This window comes from Defluviitoga sp., assembly GCF_035349255.1.
Classification (GTDB): Bacteria; Thermotogota; Thermotogae; order Petrotogales; family Petrotogaceae; genus Defluviitoga.
On record NZ_DAOPSE010000009.1, the window covers coordinates 37,057 to 54,869 of the forward strand.

Annotated in this window: 13 protein-coding genes; 6 read left to right on the top strand and 7 right to left on the bottom strand. The window is 30.9% G+C overall.

What is annotated here, in order from left to right; genetic code table 11:
* The first annotated feature begins 8 nt into the window (after positions 1 to 8).
* The 3 genes from PKN74_RS03885 (at position 9) to PKN74_RS03895 (ending at position 3,266) form a co-directional block, all read left to right on the top strand.
* A complete protein-coding gene (locus PKN74_RS03885; protein WP_472308804.1) occupies positions 9 to 1,112 on the top strand; it encodes an ABC transporter ATP-binding protein in 1,104 nt (367 codons plus the stop codon).
* Between the two features lie 95 nt (positions 1,113 to 1,207).
* Positions 1,208 to 2,011: a CRISPR-associated endoribonuclease Cas6 gene (gene cas6 / locus PKN74_RS03890; RefSeq protein ID WP_472308830.1), complete on the top strand. Its 804-nt coding sequence runs from the start codon at positions 1,208 to 1,210 to the stop codon at positions 2,009 to 2,011.
* 25 nt (positions 2,012 to 2,036) lie between these two features.
* Positions 2,037 to 3,266, top strand: coding sequence for a 6-phosphofructokinase (locus PKN74_RS03895; RefSeq protein ID WP_472308806.1), 1,230 nt, complete (start codon positions 2,037 to 2,039; stop codon positions 3,264 to 3,266).
* Positions 3,267 to 3,352: 86 nt separating this feature from the next.
* Here the strand turns inward: PKN74_RS03895 and PKN74_RS03900 are convergent, their stop codons facing one another.
* Both PKN74_RS03900 and PKN74_RS03905 read right to left on the bottom strand, forming a co-directional pair.
* Positions 3,353 to 4,681, bottom strand: coding sequence for a D-alanyl-D-alanine carboxypeptidase/D-alanyl-D-alanine-endopeptidase (locus tag PKN74_RS03900; RefSeq protein WP_472308808.1), 1,329 nt, complete (start codon positions 4,679 to 4,681; stop codon positions 3,353 to 3,355).
* Complete coding sequence (locus PKN74_RS03905; RefSeq protein ID WP_472308810.1) at positions 4,665 to 5,303, bottom strand: TetR/AcrR family transcriptional regulator; 639 nt, start codon at positions 5,301 to 5,303, stop codon at positions 4,665 to 4,667. Before PKN74_RS03905 ends, PKN74_RS03900 begins: the two co-directional genes overlap by 17 nt.
* A gap of 1,313 nt (positions 5,304 to 6,616) precedes the next feature.
* Between PKN74_RS03905 and PKN74_RS03910 the strand changes: the two genes are divergently transcribed.
* The 3 genes from PKN74_RS03910 to PKN74_RS03920 all read left to right on the top strand — a co-directional run bounded on the left by PKN74_RS03910 (position 6,617) and on the right by PKN74_RS03920 (position 10,451).
* Positions 6,617 to 7,786 carry a MalY/PatB family protein gene (locus PKN74_RS03910; protein WP_472308812.1) on the top strand — a complete coding sequence of 390 codons (1,170 nt, stop codon included), beginning with the start codon at positions 6,617 to 6,619 and terminating at the stop codon, positions 7,784 to 7,786.
* 42 nt (positions 7,787 to 7,828) lie between these two features.
* Positions 7,829 to 9,493 carry a formate--tetrahydrofolate ligase gene (locus PKN74_RS03915; protein WP_472308814.1) on the top strand — a complete coding sequence of 555 codons (1,665 nt, stop codon included), beginning with the start codon at positions 7,829 to 7,831 and terminating at the stop codon, positions 9,491 to 9,493.
* A 148-nt stretch (positions 9,494 to 9,641) separates the two neighbouring features.
* Positions 9,642 to 10,451 carry a bifunctional 5,10-methylenetetrahydrofolate dehydrogenase/5,10-methenyltetrahydrofolate cyclohydrolase gene (locus tag PKN74_RS03920; protein WP_472308816.1) on the top strand — a complete coding sequence of 270 codons (810 nt, stop codon included), beginning with the start codon at positions 9,642 to 9,644 and terminating at the stop codon, positions 10,449 to 10,451.
* 81 nt (positions 10,452 to 10,532) lie between these two features.
* Here PKN74_RS03920 and PKN74_RS03925 read toward each other — a convergent pair whose 3' ends face one another.
* The 5 genes from PKN74_RS03925 to PKN74_RS03945 all read right to left on the bottom strand — a co-directional run bounded on the left by PKN74_RS03925 (position 10,533) and on the right by PKN74_RS03945 (position 17,491).
* Entirely contained in the window at positions 10,533 to 10,883 is a 351-nt protein-coding gene (locus tag PKN74_RS03925) for a hypothetical protein (protein WP_472308818.1), read from the bottom strand.
* A gap of 359 nt (positions 10,884 to 11,242) precedes the next feature.
* A complete protein-coding gene (locus PKN74_RS03930; protein WP_472308820.1) occupies positions 11,243 to 12,139 on the bottom strand; it encodes a tyrosine-type recombinase/integrase in 897 nt (298 codons plus the stop codon).
* Positions 12,140 to 12,212: 73 nt separating this feature from the next.
* Complete coding sequence (locus PKN74_RS03935; protein WP_472308822.1) at positions 12,213 to 13,958, bottom strand: phospho-sugar mutase; 1,746 nt, start codon at positions 13,956 to 13,958, stop codon at positions 12,213 to 12,215.
* A gap of 31 nt (positions 13,959 to 13,989) precedes the next feature.
* Positions 13,990 to 16,116 (bottom strand): glycogen debranching protein GlgX, encoded by a 2,127-nt coding sequence (gene glgX, locus PKN74_RS03940; protein ID WP_472308824.1) that lies wholly within the window; start codon positions 16,114 to 16,116, stop codon positions 13,990 to 13,992.
* Positions 16,117 to 16,168: 52 nt separating this feature from the next.
* Entirely contained in the window at positions 16,169 to 17,491 is a 1,323-nt protein-coding gene (locus tag PKN74_RS03945; protein WP_472308826.1) for an NCS2 family permease, read from the bottom strand.
* Positions 17,492 to 17,813 lie beyond the last annotated feature (322 nt).

A 17,813-nucleotide genomic window follows, 5' to 3' on the forward strand; every position in this document is an offset into this window, starting at 1 on the left:
GTATGTAAGTGGCTGAGGTGGTATTAGAAAAAGTCAACAAGATATTCCCAAATGGAGTTCATGCGGTAAAAGATGCCGATTTTGTTATTCAAGATAAAGAGTTTTTGGTGCTATTAGGTCCTTCAGGATGTGGAAAAACCACTACTCTGAGGATGATTGCAGGGTTAGAAGATATAACAAGCGGAATTATAAAAATTGATGGAAAAGTCGTTAATGATGTGGAACCAAAGGATAGAGATATAGCAATGGTTTTCCAGAATTACGCATTATATCCTCATATGACCGTCTATGATAATATGGCTTTCGGATTAAAATTAAGAAAAACTCCAAAAGACGAAATTGAAAGAAGAGTAAGACAGGCAGCAAAGATCTTAGGTATTGAACATTTGTTAGATAGGAAACCAAAACAACTTTCTGGAGGACAGAGACAGAGAGTCGCTGTAGGAAGAGCTATTGTAAGAAATCCAAAAGTTTTCTTATTTGATGAACCTCTTTCAAATTTGGACGCAAAATTAAGAGTTCAGATGAGATCTGAACTAAAAAAGTTACACCAAAGATTAGAGGCAACTATTGCATATGTTACTCACGACCAAGTTGAAGCCATGACTATGGCTGATAAAATTGTAATTATGCATGAAGGATTAATCCAACAAGTAGGAGATCCTTTTGATGTGTATGATCATCCAGCAAACTTATTTGTCGCTGGTTTTATAGGTACTCCTCCTATGAACTTCTTGGCAGCACGAGTTGTTAAAGAAAATGGCATATGGTTAAAAGGTGATGGGTTCTCAATTAATGTGCCAAATGACAAAGCACATCTTTTAGAAAATTATATAGGCAAAGAAGTTATATTTGGAGTAAGACCGGAAGACTTAACTGAAAAAAGTCAAAGTGAAAACGCTGATGAAACAAACACGATCACAACTGTAGTGGATGTTGTAGAACCTTTAGGAAGTGAAACTTTACTTCACGTAACAGTTGGTTCCAACCAATTTATAACCGCAAAAGTTAGTCCTCAGACGAGAGCTAGAGTTGGACAAAGATTTGATCTTACAGTAAATTTAGAAATGATACATGTCTTCGATAAAGAAACTGAAATAGCCATCTTTTAGTTACATATTCTGTTACTTCCCATCGCTTTAGCGATGGGAAGTATATTTAAGTTTCTAAATAATCTAATTTAATAACAGTTGGGGGGATTTTATTGGTGATAGAACTGGTGTTAAGTTCAATAGACGGCAAAGAGATTAATTTACCTGTTCATTATAACAGGCCGCTACAAGGACTTTTTTACAGTTTAATGTCTGAATCAATGCCATATTACCATGATAAAGGAACTAAATCTGATGATAAAAAACTTAAACTCTTCACTTATTCTAGAATTTATCCCCATAACTCTTTTAAGGTGTATAACAAGAGAATGAAATTTGAAGGTTTATTCAGTATTTTTTTTGCTTCTCCTATGGATGAGCTAGTACAGGCAGTTTTGAATAGTTTAAATGAACAAAAAGTTTTACGAATTGAAAAAAACTATTTTACTTTAGTGAAGTATGAAAAAATTGAAAATAAAGTTGAAGATGGTGAATTATTAGTAAAAACGTTGTCCCCTATAACCGCTTATTCTACGATTCTTTTACCCAATGGGAGTAGGTATACTCACTACTTCTCCCCTTACTCAACTGATTTTAAAAAGCTAGTAGAAGAAAATCTTAAAAGAAAGGCAAAGGCTCTAAAATTAGATACAAAGAACAATAGTTTTTCTATTGAACCTTACGGAATAACAGAAAAAAATGAAAAATTATTGTTTTATAAAGACATAATTATTAAAGGATGGACAGGATATTTTATACTACGAGGAGACCCTATTTTAATTGAGTTAGCTCTTAACTCAGGATTAGGTGCTAAAAATGCTCAAGGTTTTGGTATGGTCTTTCCAGCTAATAGAAAAATGAAAAATAGAGAATTTAGTTCTAATACGAATCAAAAACACAAAAACGAATTTATACCTTAAATCTTAAATTTTGGGGGTGAATTTTTTGCAGAAAAAAAATATACTTTATGCACAATCAGGAGGCGTTACAAGTGTAATTAATGCCAGCGCCTTTGGCCTCATCAACAGTGCCCTAAGGACGAAGGAAATCGATAAAATATACGCCGGTATTTATGGAATTTCAGGAATTTTAGAGGGAAAACTAATTGAAATTAATGAACAACCCACGGAAAAGATTCAAGCCTTGCGATATACACCTTCTAGTGCCTTCGGGTCATGTCGTCGTAGATTAAAGGAAGAAGATGCGGAAAGTTTTAAAAAATTATTCCAGATATTTGATGAATACAAAATAGGTTATTTTTTTTATAACGGTGGTAATGATTCAATGGATACCGCTCACAAGATTGATCAATATGCAAGAACGATTGGTTATGATTTAAAAGTCTTTGGAATTCCTAAAACTATAGACAACGATCTATATGGCACTGATCATTCTCCTGGATATGGTTCAGCTGCTAAGTACCTTGCAATTTCTATGCTTGAAGCTAGCATTGATACTAGAAGTATGTCGAAAGATTCTACTAAAATTTTTATTATGGAAACAATGGGACGTCATGCTGGTTGGTTAGCAGCTGCAACTTCCTTAGCGAAATTAAATGGTGATTTTGGTCCTCATATTATATTGCTACCAGAAAGATTTTTTGATGAAGATAAATTTATTAATAAAGTAAAATATGAAGTTGAAAAGAATGGGTATTGCACTATTGCTGTATCAGAAGGAATAAGATATAAAAGTGGAACTTTTGTGTCAGATATGGGTTTCACCGATAGTTTTGGTAATAGACAGTTAGGCGATGCAGGAAGGGTTGTTGCTAATATTATTTTAACCAGATTAGGTTTAAAGGTTCATGTAGCTACTCCGGATTATCTACAAAGAAGCGCTGGACATATTGTAAGCAAAACTGATAATGAAGAAGCTATTAAAGTTGGAGAAGTGGCTTTAGAAATGGCACTAAGTGGAATTTCTGGATTTATGGTAACTATTAACAGAGTATCGGACGAACCTTATCAAGTTCAATATGGAAAAGTTCCATTATTTGAAGTAGCTAACAACACTAAATATATGCCTGAAGAATTTATTACTGAGGATGGTTATGGTGTAAATGAAAAATTTATCAAATATGCTAAGCCGTTAATAAGTGGGGAAAGCTATCCTGTTTACGAAAATGGAATACCAAAGTACGCCCATTTTTCTTTACGTGATAAACAAAAATAGAATGTAAAATAAAATAGGACTCAGATTATTAAGATTATTATTTTTCTCTATCAAAAAATCTGAGTCCTTTAAAGGTATTAGATATTTTATAGATTGTTGTATATTAGATTAATAATACCATTTTCAAATTCCTTTACACTTTGTCTACTTGTAGAAAAATTATTTTCGATAAGCGTTACCAAATATAGGTTCCCGTTTCTAGATCTTAAAATTCCTGCTATAGCTGAATCATAATATAAAGTTCCAGTCTTTGCATATATCTCAAAATCGAATCTATTCTTTATAGTGCTTTCTTCTTTAGAAGAAGCCAACCAGTCAAGTAGATTGTAGCCATATTTTGTATACAAATAAGAAATTGCATCGTTTATCATCTTTGGGGAAAGAAGATTATACTTTGATAAACCACATCCATCTTTTAATACGTACTGACTAGGTTTGTACCCCAAAACCTCTTCTATTACTTGCTTAAAATATTTTTCCGAATCATATATAGTACCTTCTCCATATATTCCTCCTATATTTCTAAAAATCTGCTCTGAAACTTGATTATCACTTGTTTCTAACATGATTTTTACTATTTCTTTTAAAGGAAGAGAAAAATGTATATAAATTGGAACAGCAGTATAAGGTACGATATCGTACTCTATAGAACCTAGGAAGGAAACTCCTAATTCCTGTAAGTAGATAGTGGTTAAAAAGGTTATATAATCTTTTATTTCTCCGTTAGTCTTATATTTAAATGATTCGTAACTACTTTGCCAAATATTCAAGGCAGCTATTTGAGGTTGTGGATCATCCCACATCCACCCTCTACCAAAACCTTCTTCTGTCAAAAAGGAATAATCGAATACGATGTTACCATAAATTTTATTTATTCCTTGATCAACAGTAACTTTTTTTAATATGTTTTTATATTCACTTGAAGTTAATATAGGATTTCCCAACCCCTTTATATAAATATTTCCATTATAAACTGGAGTAATAGGTAGAGATCTAAACACTTGCGTTTCAAACCTATAGTTAGGACCTAGAGATTCTAAGGTTACTAATGCGGTAATGATTTTTGATAGAGAGGCAGGCGTAAATAATTTGTTTTCATTGTATGATAATATAACTTGATTTGTAGAAAGATTTCTCAATTCAAATCCTACAAATCCTTCGAACGAACTAATTTGTTTCATAATTGTATCCAGAGTTATTTCCATGGGTTGTTGGTAAAAACTAGTTATTTCCGTTGGAGTTTGATATACTTTTGGTGGTTCAATAACCTCAATTTTATCTAGATAATCCAGTGATTCTCCATCTATTGGAAGTGGTGAACTACTTAAGATAGGAGCTCCGAAAGAAATAAAAAATAAAATTATAAATAATGAGAGCAATAGTATAATTTTTGTTATGTTATCTTTGTTTCTCATTTATATCTTCATCTCCTTTTACATTAGTTATCTTTGTTTTAACAGGTTTGAGAGCAGGCTCTATCAATTTTCTGTAGTTAATTACAACTTCTTTAAAGTTACGATCTTTTAATAATAAAACCATGCCCTTTGTGACCGAAATCATAAATTCTAAAATGTATCTAGCATCAATATCATTTCTAACTTCTCCTAGTTTCTGAAATTCTTTTATTTTAGCTATGATCGCCTTCCCATATGTTTGATAAAAATAGTCGTTAATAAACGAAGAAATCCTTTTAGAAAGAAAGAAGTCATCAATGGGATATTCTCTTAATATAGTATCTAGATCAAAATTCAAATTAGAGAGGTATTCTAATATCTCCTCGAGACTTTTAAAGTTTTCAACATATTTTTTAAAAGGCACATACCATTCATCTAAAATAATCTTTATCAAGTAAATAATGAAATCTTCTTTCTTTCCAAATTTTTGGTAAACAGTAGATTTACTCAGGCCAGAATCTTTAATAACCTTTTCGTAATTAAATTTTGAGATCCCCTTGTTTAATAATTCTACTTTGGACAAATCAATTAGTTTATTTATTTTAGCAGTAGTTTTTTTTTGAGTACCACGATTTTTAGACATTTTTTCACCTTCAAATCTAAAATCAAAAAATGTATAACATAAAATTATTATGTAGTTAAGTAATAAAAAATCTCTTTTAAAATAACTATATGATTGCAAATCCTTTTTTACACAATATAATACATTTAAAAGTGTTTTTTCAATATACTTTGTACATTAATTATCTTTTAGTAGTGTTTACTCAAAAAGAATTTTTGTCAAAATTATTTCATATAAATATACTATTTCATTATATTAATCATATTGATCGATTTTTCAAATACCTCCTTGTAGAAGTCGTTATTTTCGATTTTATTAACCAAACATATATTTTCATATAGACCATTCCAGATAAATGTCTTAAAAGGGCGATAAAAAGGAGGTCATTTTCATCTTACGAATATCAACAATTTTTAGATTTTTATAATACTTGTCGGAAAACTTAGGTTTTCCGACATCACTTTTGTTTCTTTTAACTAATTGAAATCTTATGTCGTATTTACTAAAAGTTGCATTAACTCAGGATTTCTTACTAGTTTTACATTCTTTACCAAAAAATAAAGCATGTTTTTTGGATAAAAAGATCTTAGAACTTTCCATAAGATATACACGTTACTTATAAATTGTATATTAGATTTATATTTACATAATTATTATAAACTATAATTTATATAAGCACACAACATTAGAAAGTATTCTTACAAGATTATTATACAATGTATATGTTTATTTACACTTTAAAAATATATTTTTGATATGACATCACAAATTTATTTATTTACACTTTTAAGCTATACTATTAATTACATCAATAAAATATTTTTAATAAAATAAATGCTAAATTCCACTTTTAATTGTTCACATAGGTCTTTAAAAGCGTTATTTAAGTCAATCAACGTCTTATAAAGTTGGTGTTCATGACAATTTATTTCAAAGGAGTTTTTATGTTATCGCTGAAAATGATCTAAATAATAAATTACCTACAAAGAAAAATGTTATATTTAATTCTATTTGATATTTATTATACCTTATTTTTAATTTTTTTTGGCAACAATTTATTGACAAAACTCGACCAAATATTATCTTCGTGTATTGTACTTTCATTATACTTTTTTATAATTACTAAGTGGTGTAAAAACTTAATTACATCTTATAAATAAAAAACAAATTAATTTGTATAAGTACAAATTAAAAAAATTTATACACTTTATAAACGGAGGCTTCCTTTTTTTAAGAGTTTAAAAAAAGTTAAGAATATACTAACTATTATTAATTTTTATGGTAAAATAGTTATATAATAAACGAATAAAAAACAAAACAAAAGGAGATCTACAATGACATATGATTTTGATGAAATAATAGACAGGAGAAACACCAGCTCCGAAAAATGGGATAACCTTGTTCAAGTATATGGGAGAGATGACATTATTCCAATGTGGGTTGCAGATATGGATTTCAAATCACCACCAGAAGTTGTAAAAGTTTTAGAACAAAGAGCACGTCATGGAATTTTTGGATATCCAATGTTAAAAGACGAGCATGTAGAACCGTTTATTAACTGGATCACTGAGAAACATAATTGGAAATTAGATAAAGAATGGATAATAGTGAATAGCTGTGTTGTTGATGCTCTTAAAACAGCAATTTTAGCTTTTTCAAAGCCAGGCGATAATGTGGTAATTCAACCACCAGTTTATAGGCCATTTTTTAATATTGTTACATCTAACGGGAGAAAACTTTTAACAAATCCTCTGAAATTTGAAAACGGAAGATATTCTATAGATTTTGAAGATCTAGAAGTTAAGTTATCAGAAAAAAGAACTAAACTTCTCATGTTATGTAGTCCTCATAATCCTGTTGGCAGAGTGTGGAAGGAAGACGAGCTTATTAGATTGGGGGAACTGTGCTTAAAATATGATATTCTAATTCTTTCAGATGAAATCCACAGTGACATAGTTTATGAAAATTTCAAGCACTTACCAATTTCCTCACTTTCAAAAGAACTTCAAGATTCAACTTTAACTTTTTATGCTCCTAGTAAAACTTTTAATTTGGCTGGACTTAGGACCTCTTTTGTAGTAATTCCTAATCAAAAATTAAGAGAAGAGTACGAAACTATTTTAGAAAATATTTCAAGTAAGAATATAAATATATTTGGCTTATTGGCTGCCACCACTGCGTATAATTATGGAGAAAAATGGTTAAATGAATTAATCGTTTATTTAAAAGAAAATATCGATTTTACGATCGATTTTTTTAAACATAAACTTCCTAAAGTTAAAATAAATTCTCCTGAAGGAACATTTTTATTATGGTTAGATTTTAGAAGATATGGTAATGAATCTTTTGTTAAAAATGTTTTTATCAATAAAGCTAAAGTAGGATTAGAAGAAGGAAGCATTTTTGGGCAAGAAGGTGAAGGATTTTTTAGAATGAATATTGGTTGTCCGAGAAAAATATTAACAGAAGCTTGTAATAATATTTATATTGCTTTTAAAGAATGATTATAAAAATCAAGTTTAAATCTCAACAGGGAGGTATTTTAAATGTTATCCGATATTGAAATCGCTCGTTCGGCAAAGTTAAAAAGGATTGTCAACATTGCAAATGAATTAGATATTCCAGAAGAATTTTATAATCTTCACGGTAAATACATTGCAAAAGTGTCTCATCACTATTTAAATGAATTAGATTTTAAAAATGATGGCAAATTGATAATGGTCACTGCAATTACTCCAACTCCAGCGGGAGAAGGTAAAACAACCACGAGCATAGGTCTCTCCATGGCTATTAACAAGCTTCAGAAAAATTCAATAGTTACATTAAGAGAACCTTCATTAGGCCCTGTTATGGGAATTAAAGGAGGAGCGGCCGGAGGAGGTTACGCACAAGTTCTGCCTATGGAAGATATCAATCTTCATTTTACTGGAGATATCCATGCTGTTACCACTGCCCACAATCTTATATCTGCAATAATAGATACTTACATAAAGTATGATAAATTAAATATTGATTCCGCAAGGGTTACTTGGCCAAGGGCTATGGATATGAACGATAGATCTTTAAGAGACATAGTTGTAGGTTTAGGAGGAAAGAATAATGGCTACCCTCGAGAGGATAGTTTTGTTATAACTACTGCATCAGAAATAATGGCTATACTGTGTTTATCTAAAGATCTTGAGGATCTCAAAGAGAGACTTTCAAAAGTTGTTATCGGTAGAAACAAGGAGGGAGCACCAGTTACTGTAAAGGATTTAGAAATATCAGGAGCCCTGGCAGTTTTACTGAAAGATGCCATTAACCCAAACCTTGTTCAAACTATAGAAAATACACCTGCATTTGTTCACGGGGGGCCTTTCGCCAATATTGCTCACGGTACAAATGCAATTACCTCTACCAAACTAGCTTTAAAGCTTTCTGATTATGTTGTAACAGAGACTGGTTTTGGTTCAGATCTAGGAGCAGAAAAATTCTATGATTTTGTATGCCCAACTTTTGGATTGCAACCTTCAGCAACTGTTTTAGTAGCGACAATACGAGCGTTGAAGTATCACGGTGGTCAAAGCAAATCTAATCTTTCTATTCCAGATTTAGAAAGCTTAAAAAAAGGACTCCCAAATTTACAAGTGCATATTGAAAATTTAAAAAAATTTAATATTCCTATAGTAGTAGCAATTAATAAATTCGAATCAGATACCGATGAAGAACTGAAATTAGTCATTGATTTTGTGGAAAATCTGGGAATAGAATGTAGTATAAACGAGTCATTTGAAAAAGGATCTGAAGGTGCTCTTGATTTGGCAGAAAAAGTCATAAAATCTTGTGAGGAACCTTTCCAGTTAAAAACAATATATAGTTTTGAAGATGATTTAGAAGTAAAAATTGATAAATTAGCTAAAAATATATATAGAGCAGGTAGAGTTGAGTATACTAGTGAAGCTATTCAATCTATAAAATTTTTAAAGAAATATGGGTACGATAAACTTCCAGTAATCATGGCCAAAACACAATATTCAATATCAGATGATCCTAATAAGCTTGGGTTTCCAAAAGATTATACTTTTACCATAAGAGATTTTGAATTGTCTTCAGGTGCAGGATTTATTGTTGGATTGGCTGGAGATATGTTAAGAATGCCAGGTCTTTCAAAGGTTCCAAATGCTGTAAATATTGATATAGATAAAGATGGTAATATAGTAGGTCTCTATTAAATATTATTGATTCTTTGAAAAATAAACTGTTTAAGTGTAAATTAAATTAAATTTAATTGTAATAGAAGCCGCTATCCTTTAGTTCTTATTAAATAAAGTTTTAATTTTTTACCTTGATTGTAAGGGTTAGGACGAGGAGGAAGAAATCATGTACATTGATATTAAAAATATCATCAATGAACTGAACGAGGAAATAGAATTTCTTAAGCAAAAGGTTACACATGAACCAAAATTAATAAGTTTAGTAGTTGAACCCGACCCTTCAACATTATCTTATTTAAAATCTCAAAAAAGATCAACTAAGAAACATGGCATTAATTTGGAAATAATAGAAAGCGAAAATTTAATCGATGATTTAAGTCATTATAATCAAGATATTACAGTTGACGGTATATTTGTGGCAAGACCTTTAGCAAAAGGGTATTCAGAGTTGGATATTGCTAGAAATATTAATCCTTTGAAAGATGTTGAAGGAGTTAGTTTATTTAACATTGGATCAATGTATTATGAAGAGGAATTATTTATCCCTTGCACTGCTGAGGCAGTTGTAAAAACAATTGAAAATACTACCGAAATAAGAGGTAAAAATGTTGTCGTTATAGGAAGAAGTACAACTGTCGGTAAACCTGTAGGTATTTTGTTGCTAAAAAGAGGAAGAGATGCTACCGTAACTATAGCTCATTCGAAAACTGTAAATTTGCAAGAAATAACTAGGAAAGCTGATATTCTAGTAGTAGCTGTTGGAAAGGCAAATTTTATAAATAAAGATTTTGTTAAAGAAGGAGCAATAGTAATAGATGTTGGAATAAATGTCTTAGAAAGTAAAGTTGTTGGAGATGTTTCTAGTGATGTAGCAGAAAAATGTGAAGTAACTCCAGTACCCGGAGGAGTGGGAAATGTTACCTCCTTAATTTTAATAAGGAATGTTTTCAAAGCCGCATTGGATAAAAATATATAAAAATGTTTTATGTTAAAGAATAAAGTGGGAGAATTCGATCTCCCACTTTTAACAATTTCACAACCATCATTTTGATGATATTTAATCTTTTTTTACTAAGGAAAGTTCAAATGTAAATCCTGGGATGGTAACGAATTTTAGGTTTTTAATGTTAAATGTTTTTGACAAATCCCAACCTTCGTTAGCAATGCGTGCGAATAACTTGTCATGAAACTGAATTCCGTACTCAAGTAATGTAGTCTCTTCTTCTGGAAAACGATTAGGTGTAAAGTTCATAGTTGTCTTCTTCCCGTCGATATAAACTTCAGGTGGATCTATCGGATTGTTTGCAAGTATGCTTGAAAAACCGATCAAACGATTTTCCTCTCCTTCATCACCTTTCGATGTAGCATGACGAAGAGCATCTGAAAGACTTACTGCTGAAAAAAACACACTTTTATTTTCTCTTTCCTTTCCATTGGTTTTGAGTTCATATCTCCCATAAATAACCTGTTCAGGTTGGAGTTCAAGTGACTTTTAGTGGCTCTATAACTATTAGTTGGGATTAACTCATGGATTTCCACGGTTCCTTCTAACAGTTTTTGCACTAATTTATCGAACTCCTCTCTTAAATTATAAGTCCAGAATATCCAGAATATATAGTAGTTTGCGAAATTTATCACTGAAAAATGATCAAAATTATTTAACTTTTCTTTACCTTTCTGCTCAAAAGCTTATAATCTGCAAAAAATTTTCATAATAAAAGGGAGTTTCAAAGAAGTGTTTTAATTTAATATTTAATGCAACAAAGCTTATATCTTATCTAACAGTGAACTATGATTGTCGGATCTTACATATATTCCAGTTGTTGAAATTGTAGTGTGACCTAGAATATATCTAACTTCTTCTATATTTTTGCCGGAATTTAAAAGTCTTTTAGCGCAGGTGTGTCTTAGAGCGTGAGGCGTTGCATTGAGATAGTTAATGTTAATATTTTCTTCTGTAATCATTTTTTTAATCCTTTTATTTGCTTCTATAACATACTTTTTGAATCTTCTTTCCATAGTTCGAGAACTGTAAGGAGTATCATCTGTCTTTGAAAAAATGTATTTTTTCCCATTTGCAAAATTTACAAGCTCGTTGGCGTACTCTTTAGAAATCTTGAGAATTCTTTCTTTATTGCCTTTTCCATTAATAATTAATTCTGCGTGGTCTTTGTTAAAAATAATATGCTCAACCTTAAGAGATAAAGCTTCTGAAATTCTAACTCCTGTAGTTGATAAAAGATTAAAAAAAGCCCTATCAAACTCATCGTCTATGACGGAAAATAAAATTTCTAATTGTTCTTCAGTTAAGCCTTTTGGTGTTTCACTTGGAACTCTTGTGTTTGCATCTTTCCAATATCTATGCCCAGTTATCTCTCCGTTTTCGTAAAGATAATTTAAAAATGATCGTAAAACAACAATTCTTAACTTTATTGTTCGTTGAGATAGGTTTGATATATGTTCTAAATACTTAAAAAAACAGGTTTTGTTAAGTCCATATTTAAGTACAAATTTTTTATAATTTTTTAATATTTTACTGTATTCATAGATAGTGGAATCAGCTCTTCTTTTAACAAACTTTAAATAAGAAAGAAATTCGTCAATATATTCATCAATTTCTATTTCTGTAAGGTTGTTAAGTTTTTTAATACCTGATTCTTTCATAGTAAGTCCCCCATTTAGCTAATAACTAATTGATACTTTTTAAAAATTATATAATAGTGTTTAATAGCTCATTTTACGGAATTCTTGAAATAATTTCATCGATAGTGTTTTTTATTATATCTTTTTTCCATTCAGCCTTTTCTTTGTTTTTGTCAAAGGCATACACATAGATTTTTAATTTGGGTTCTGTGCCAGAAGGTCTAACTGCATACCAAGAACCATCTTCAAACCAAAATCTTAGTACATTAGATTTAGGAATATCTGTTATATCTTCAATTTTTGATATTTTGTTTTCTGTCAAGCAATAAATTTTTTGTTCTAAGTAATCTGCATACTTCGTTAATTTTAAATCTGCTATATATCTAGGAAAATCCTTTCTAAAATGTTTCATGATTCTTTTAATTCTTTCTTCACCAGATATGCCTTCTAAAATTAGAGAATAATTGTTTTCTAATTCGTATCCGAATTCTTGATAAATACTTTCAAGTATTTCTAATAAATTTTTATTTAAACTTTGATAATAAGAGACCATTTCCGTGATAAGCATGGAGGCAATTACCCCATCTTTATCGCGAACAAATTCACCCATAACATATCCTATACTTTCTTCAAACCCAAATAAAAATTCATATTTACCTTCTTCTTCAAGTTCATTTTGTTTACCGCATATATTTTTAAAACCGGTTAAAGTTTCAAACACAGTTACGCCATATTTCTGAGCAATTCTCGTAGCAAGGTCTCCTGTAACTATCGATTTAATTATAGCATAGTTATTTTTTAACATGCCCTTTTCTTTCATACTCTCGAGAATATAGTTTACTAAAAGCGCACCGGTTTTATTTCCAGATAACATTATATAGTTGTTATTTCTATCTAAAACTTCCATAGAAGCTCTATCACAATCGGGATCTGTCGCTATTAGAAGATGAGCATTTTTTTCTGCACCAAGTTTTTTTGCTAATTCAAAAGCAACTTCATACTCGGGATTTGGGTTTGGGACGCTTCTAAAATCAGGATCTGGATGTTCTTGTTCTTTAACGATAAAAACATTTTCAAATCCTCTATCTTTAAGAATACGTCTAACAAAATAATTGCCTGTTCCATTCAAGGGAGTATAAACTATACGAATATTTTTATCTATTTCTTCATCTCTCAAAGCCAACCCTTTTACTCGTCTTATATATTCTTCATCAACTTCTTTCGAAATATATTGTATTAATCCTTTGTTCAGAGCTTTTTCTTCACTTATTTTCTTAATCTTTCCGAAATCATATCCAATTTTTTCTATTTTTTTGACAATTCCCTCTGCAATATCGTCTTGAATTTGTGAACCTTTATCCCAATACACTTTATAACCGTTATATTCTTTTGGGTTGTGACTAGCAGTAATAACGATGCCAGCTGTAGTTTTTAAAAATCTTACAGCAAAGGATAACACAGGAGTAGGTCTGATATCGTCAAATAAATATGTTTTTATTCCATTAGCTGCAAGAATTAAAGATGAAAGTTTAGCAAATTCTTTCGACATATGTCTTACATCATAAGCAATAGCCACTCCCATTTTACATCTTTCTTCTCCTAGATCTTTTATGTAATCGGCTAGAGCCTGAGTGGTTCTTCCTACTGTATATATATTCATCATATTTGTTCCTATACCAATCTTACCTCTTAATCCAGCGGTTCCAAATTCAAGGTCTTTATAAAATCTTTCCTTAATCTCATCTATATCGTTTTTTATTGCTTCCAATTCAATTTTGTCAGCTTCTTTAATATAGGGACTCTCTAACCATGTTTTATATACACCAAGATAATCTCTCAATTTATTTTATCCTCCTTAAAAGAGCATTTTGTTATTTACTTATTAGAACTAAGGAACTTCTAGATTTAACTAGATAAGAGCTTTTTGTCAACAGGGCAGGTTCATCGAGAAAATCGTTAGGAAAATCTTGTGATGTATCAATTACTCTGTACCATCTTTTATCCTTAAGTAATTGAGGAATAGTAAAAGTTAAATCGTTTATCCAACTGTTTAAAGCAACATAAATATCATTGTCTTTTTCTTCACAACCCAAGATGACATCTTCCCCATCAATCATAAAAGCTAAACTATGTGAAAAATAACTAAAATCAGGGTGATAAGGCTTAACTCCATGCCATGTAATATCTGCGATTCCATTTCCATCTAAGTCAGTTCCAGTAAAGAATCTGTCTCTTCTTAAAGCAGGGTGTTGCTTTCTAAATTCAATAAGTTTTTTTACAAAAACAAAAATATCATTAAACTGATCCTTTCTCAACCAGTCAACCCACGCAATATAATTATCTTGACAATAAGCATTATTATTCCCATATTGAGTCCTGCAAAATTCATCTCCCATTAAAATCATAGGGATTCCTTGAGATACCATTAAAATAGTAAAAAAATTCTTAATTTGTTTTTTCCTTAAAGAATTAATTTCGGGAATATCAGTTTCTCCTTCGACTCCATAATTATAACTGTAATTTTCATTCATTCCATCTTGATTATTTTCACCATTAACTTCATTATGCTTTGTATTGTAAGACACTAGGTCCCACATTGTAAAGCCGTCATGAGACGTTATTAGATTTACACTGTGGTAAGGTTTTCTTCCTCTTTTTTCGAAGAGATCCGGACTTCCAGCAATTCTAGTGGCAAGGTCAGCAACAGTGCCTTTATCTCCTCTTACAAACTTTCTTACAGTATCCCTGTACTTTCCATTCCATTCTGCCCATCCAGTTGGAAAATCACCTACATAATAACCTCCAGCTGCATCCCAACCTTCAGCAATTAATTTAGTACCTGCCAATAAAGGATCATCTGCGATATCTTTTAACAAAGAAAGATCACCAATCCAGTTCCCTTTTGCATCTCTACCTAAAATAGAAGCTAAATCAAATCTGAATCCGTCGACATGCATTTCAGAAACCCAAAATCTCAAACTTTCGATTATCATTTCTTTAACAACATAGTGACTGGAATTAATGGTATTGCCTGTACCTGAAAAATTTTCATAATATCTTTTATCGTCTTTGAGCATGTAATAAACTGAATTTTCTAAACCTTTAAAGTTGAGTGTTGGTCCTAATTCATTTCCTTCAGCGGTATGATTATATACAACATCTAAGATAACTTCTATACCGTTCTTATGTAGTTCTTTGACGAGGTCTTGAAATTGAATAACTTCATCCCCAATTTTTAAGCCATATCTATAATTATTTGTAACAGAGAAGAAATTTATAGGATTATACCCCCATACATTTTTAAGTCTTTCTCCTGTTATAGGGTTTACATTTATATTATCTTTCATACTAAAGGCAAAGATAGGCATTAGCTCAACGGCATTTATCCCAAGTTCTTTTAGATACTCAATCTTTTCAACTACACCACGAAAAGTTCCACGATGATTAACCTGGGAATTTGGATTTATAGTAAATAATCTAACATGCATTTCGTATATGATTAAATCATTCAAGGGATGCCGTGGATGTTCATCATCTTCCCAATTATAAGTGCCAGTATCCCAAATTATAGACTTACAATTAGATTTAGCAGAATCTAAGACAGAAAAGCTTAGATCTTCTTCAGGACTATTTTTATCATACCCATAAATCAAATCATCGAAAGGATCATATTCTCCAGACAACACTCGTGCATACGGATCTAATAACAGTTTATTCTTATTAAATCTAAAACCAACTTTAGGTACATATGGTCCATCTATTCGCCAACCATACACGGTACCTTGACGTAAACCTTCAATAAAAACGTGCCAAATATCTCCAGTTCTATTAATCTTCTTGTCTAATTTGTAGCTAAAGGAAGGTCTGTCATCATAATAATTATCGTATATCTCGATTACAACAGACGAACCGTTTCTAGTATATACACCAAAATTTGCCCCTTCCTTGCTGAGAGTTACCCCTAATATTGGTTTACCATTTGAAACTTTGAATTTCATTGATTTATTCTCCATAATATACACCTACTAAATATTAATTGAAAAAAATTTGTTACAACCAAATAAAATATAATATGAACAAGATACATAACAGATAAACCAACCAATGAACTTCTTTACCCTTTCCAGTAAATAATTTCAAAATTGGATAAGTTATGAAACCAAGTGCAATACCGTTTGAAACGGAATATGTTAAAGGCATTGAAATCATTGCAACGAATGCAGGAATTACTTCAGTAAAATCATCCCATTGTATTTTAACGATGTTTGATAACATCATTACTCCAACAATAATTAATGCTGGTGCAGTAGCAGCCGAAGGAACAATTGCAATAATAGGTTGGAAAAACAAAGAAAGAAAAAATAAAATTGAAACCACTATACCCGTTAAACCTGTCCTACCTCCAACTGATACCCCTGCGGCAGACTCAACATATGTAGTTACAGTACTAGTTCCAAAAAGAGCGCCCCCTGTTGTTGCTATGGCATCAGCAAGCAGAGCCTTATCAGCTTTAGGAAGTGTTCCATCTTCTTTTAAGTAACCTGCTTGTTGGCTAACACCAATTAAAGTTCCAGCTGTATCAAAAATGTCAACGAACAAGAAAGATATCATTACACCGAGCATATCGAAGCTAAAAGCAGATCGTAAATCTAGTTTAAAAAGAACTTGTGACCAATCAGACAGTTTAGGAATAGCTATAAAACCTTTCGGAATCGGAGTAACACCATTGAACAGACCAAGAATAGTTGATATTATGATTCCTAACAAAAGTGCTCCTTTTATTTTTAGAGAATATAAAATTCCAGTAATTATTAGTCCTAAAAGAGCAATTAGAGCGGGGCCTGAAAATAAATGACCCATTCTTACTAATGTAGAAGGATCGGCTACTACTATTTTTGCGTTTTGTAAACCTATAAAGGCTATAAACAAACCTATACCAGCACTAATAGCGGTTTTTAAAGACATAGGTATAGAATTTACCAAAGCTTCTCTCACAGGTGTTAGACTTAAAATAATAAAAATAAGGCCTTCAATAAACACCAACCCTAAAGCTGCTCTCCAACTAACTCCTAATCCAATAACAACAGAATATGCAAAAAATGCGTTTAGCCCCATTCCAGGAGCCAGAGCAAACGGGTAGTTTGTTAAGAAAGCCATTGCTAAAGTTCCTAAAATTGAAGCAACAATCGTAGCTATAAATACTCCATTGTAAGGCATTCCTGCATCGCTCAAAATTGAAGGGTTAACAAAAATAATATAGGCCATAGTCATAAAAGTTGTGATTCCTGCTAATACTTCTGTTTTGACGTCCGTGTTGTTTTCTTTAAGTTTGAACAATCTTTCTAAAATGTTTTCTTTTTTATTACTACTCATTTGACCCCTCCTATTAGTATTATTTGAAGTTAAGATTGATAGTTAGTTATATTTTATCATTTTTTTTTGTTTTTTTGTATGAAAATAAAAAGATATCGTTCAAGTATTATGTATATAATATTTTCATGTATTGTATGCTATAATTTATTTAATCAAATATGCTATTAACTAATCTTTGCGAAAAAACTTTTTTACATCTGTATACAAAAAAGAAATTAACAAATAATGAGAATTAAAAAGAGGAGGGGGCGTATGTTTATTTTCAAATTTTTTAAGAAAAAAGAACCTAAAACTAAATCAGAAAGCAACAAAGTATTTTATA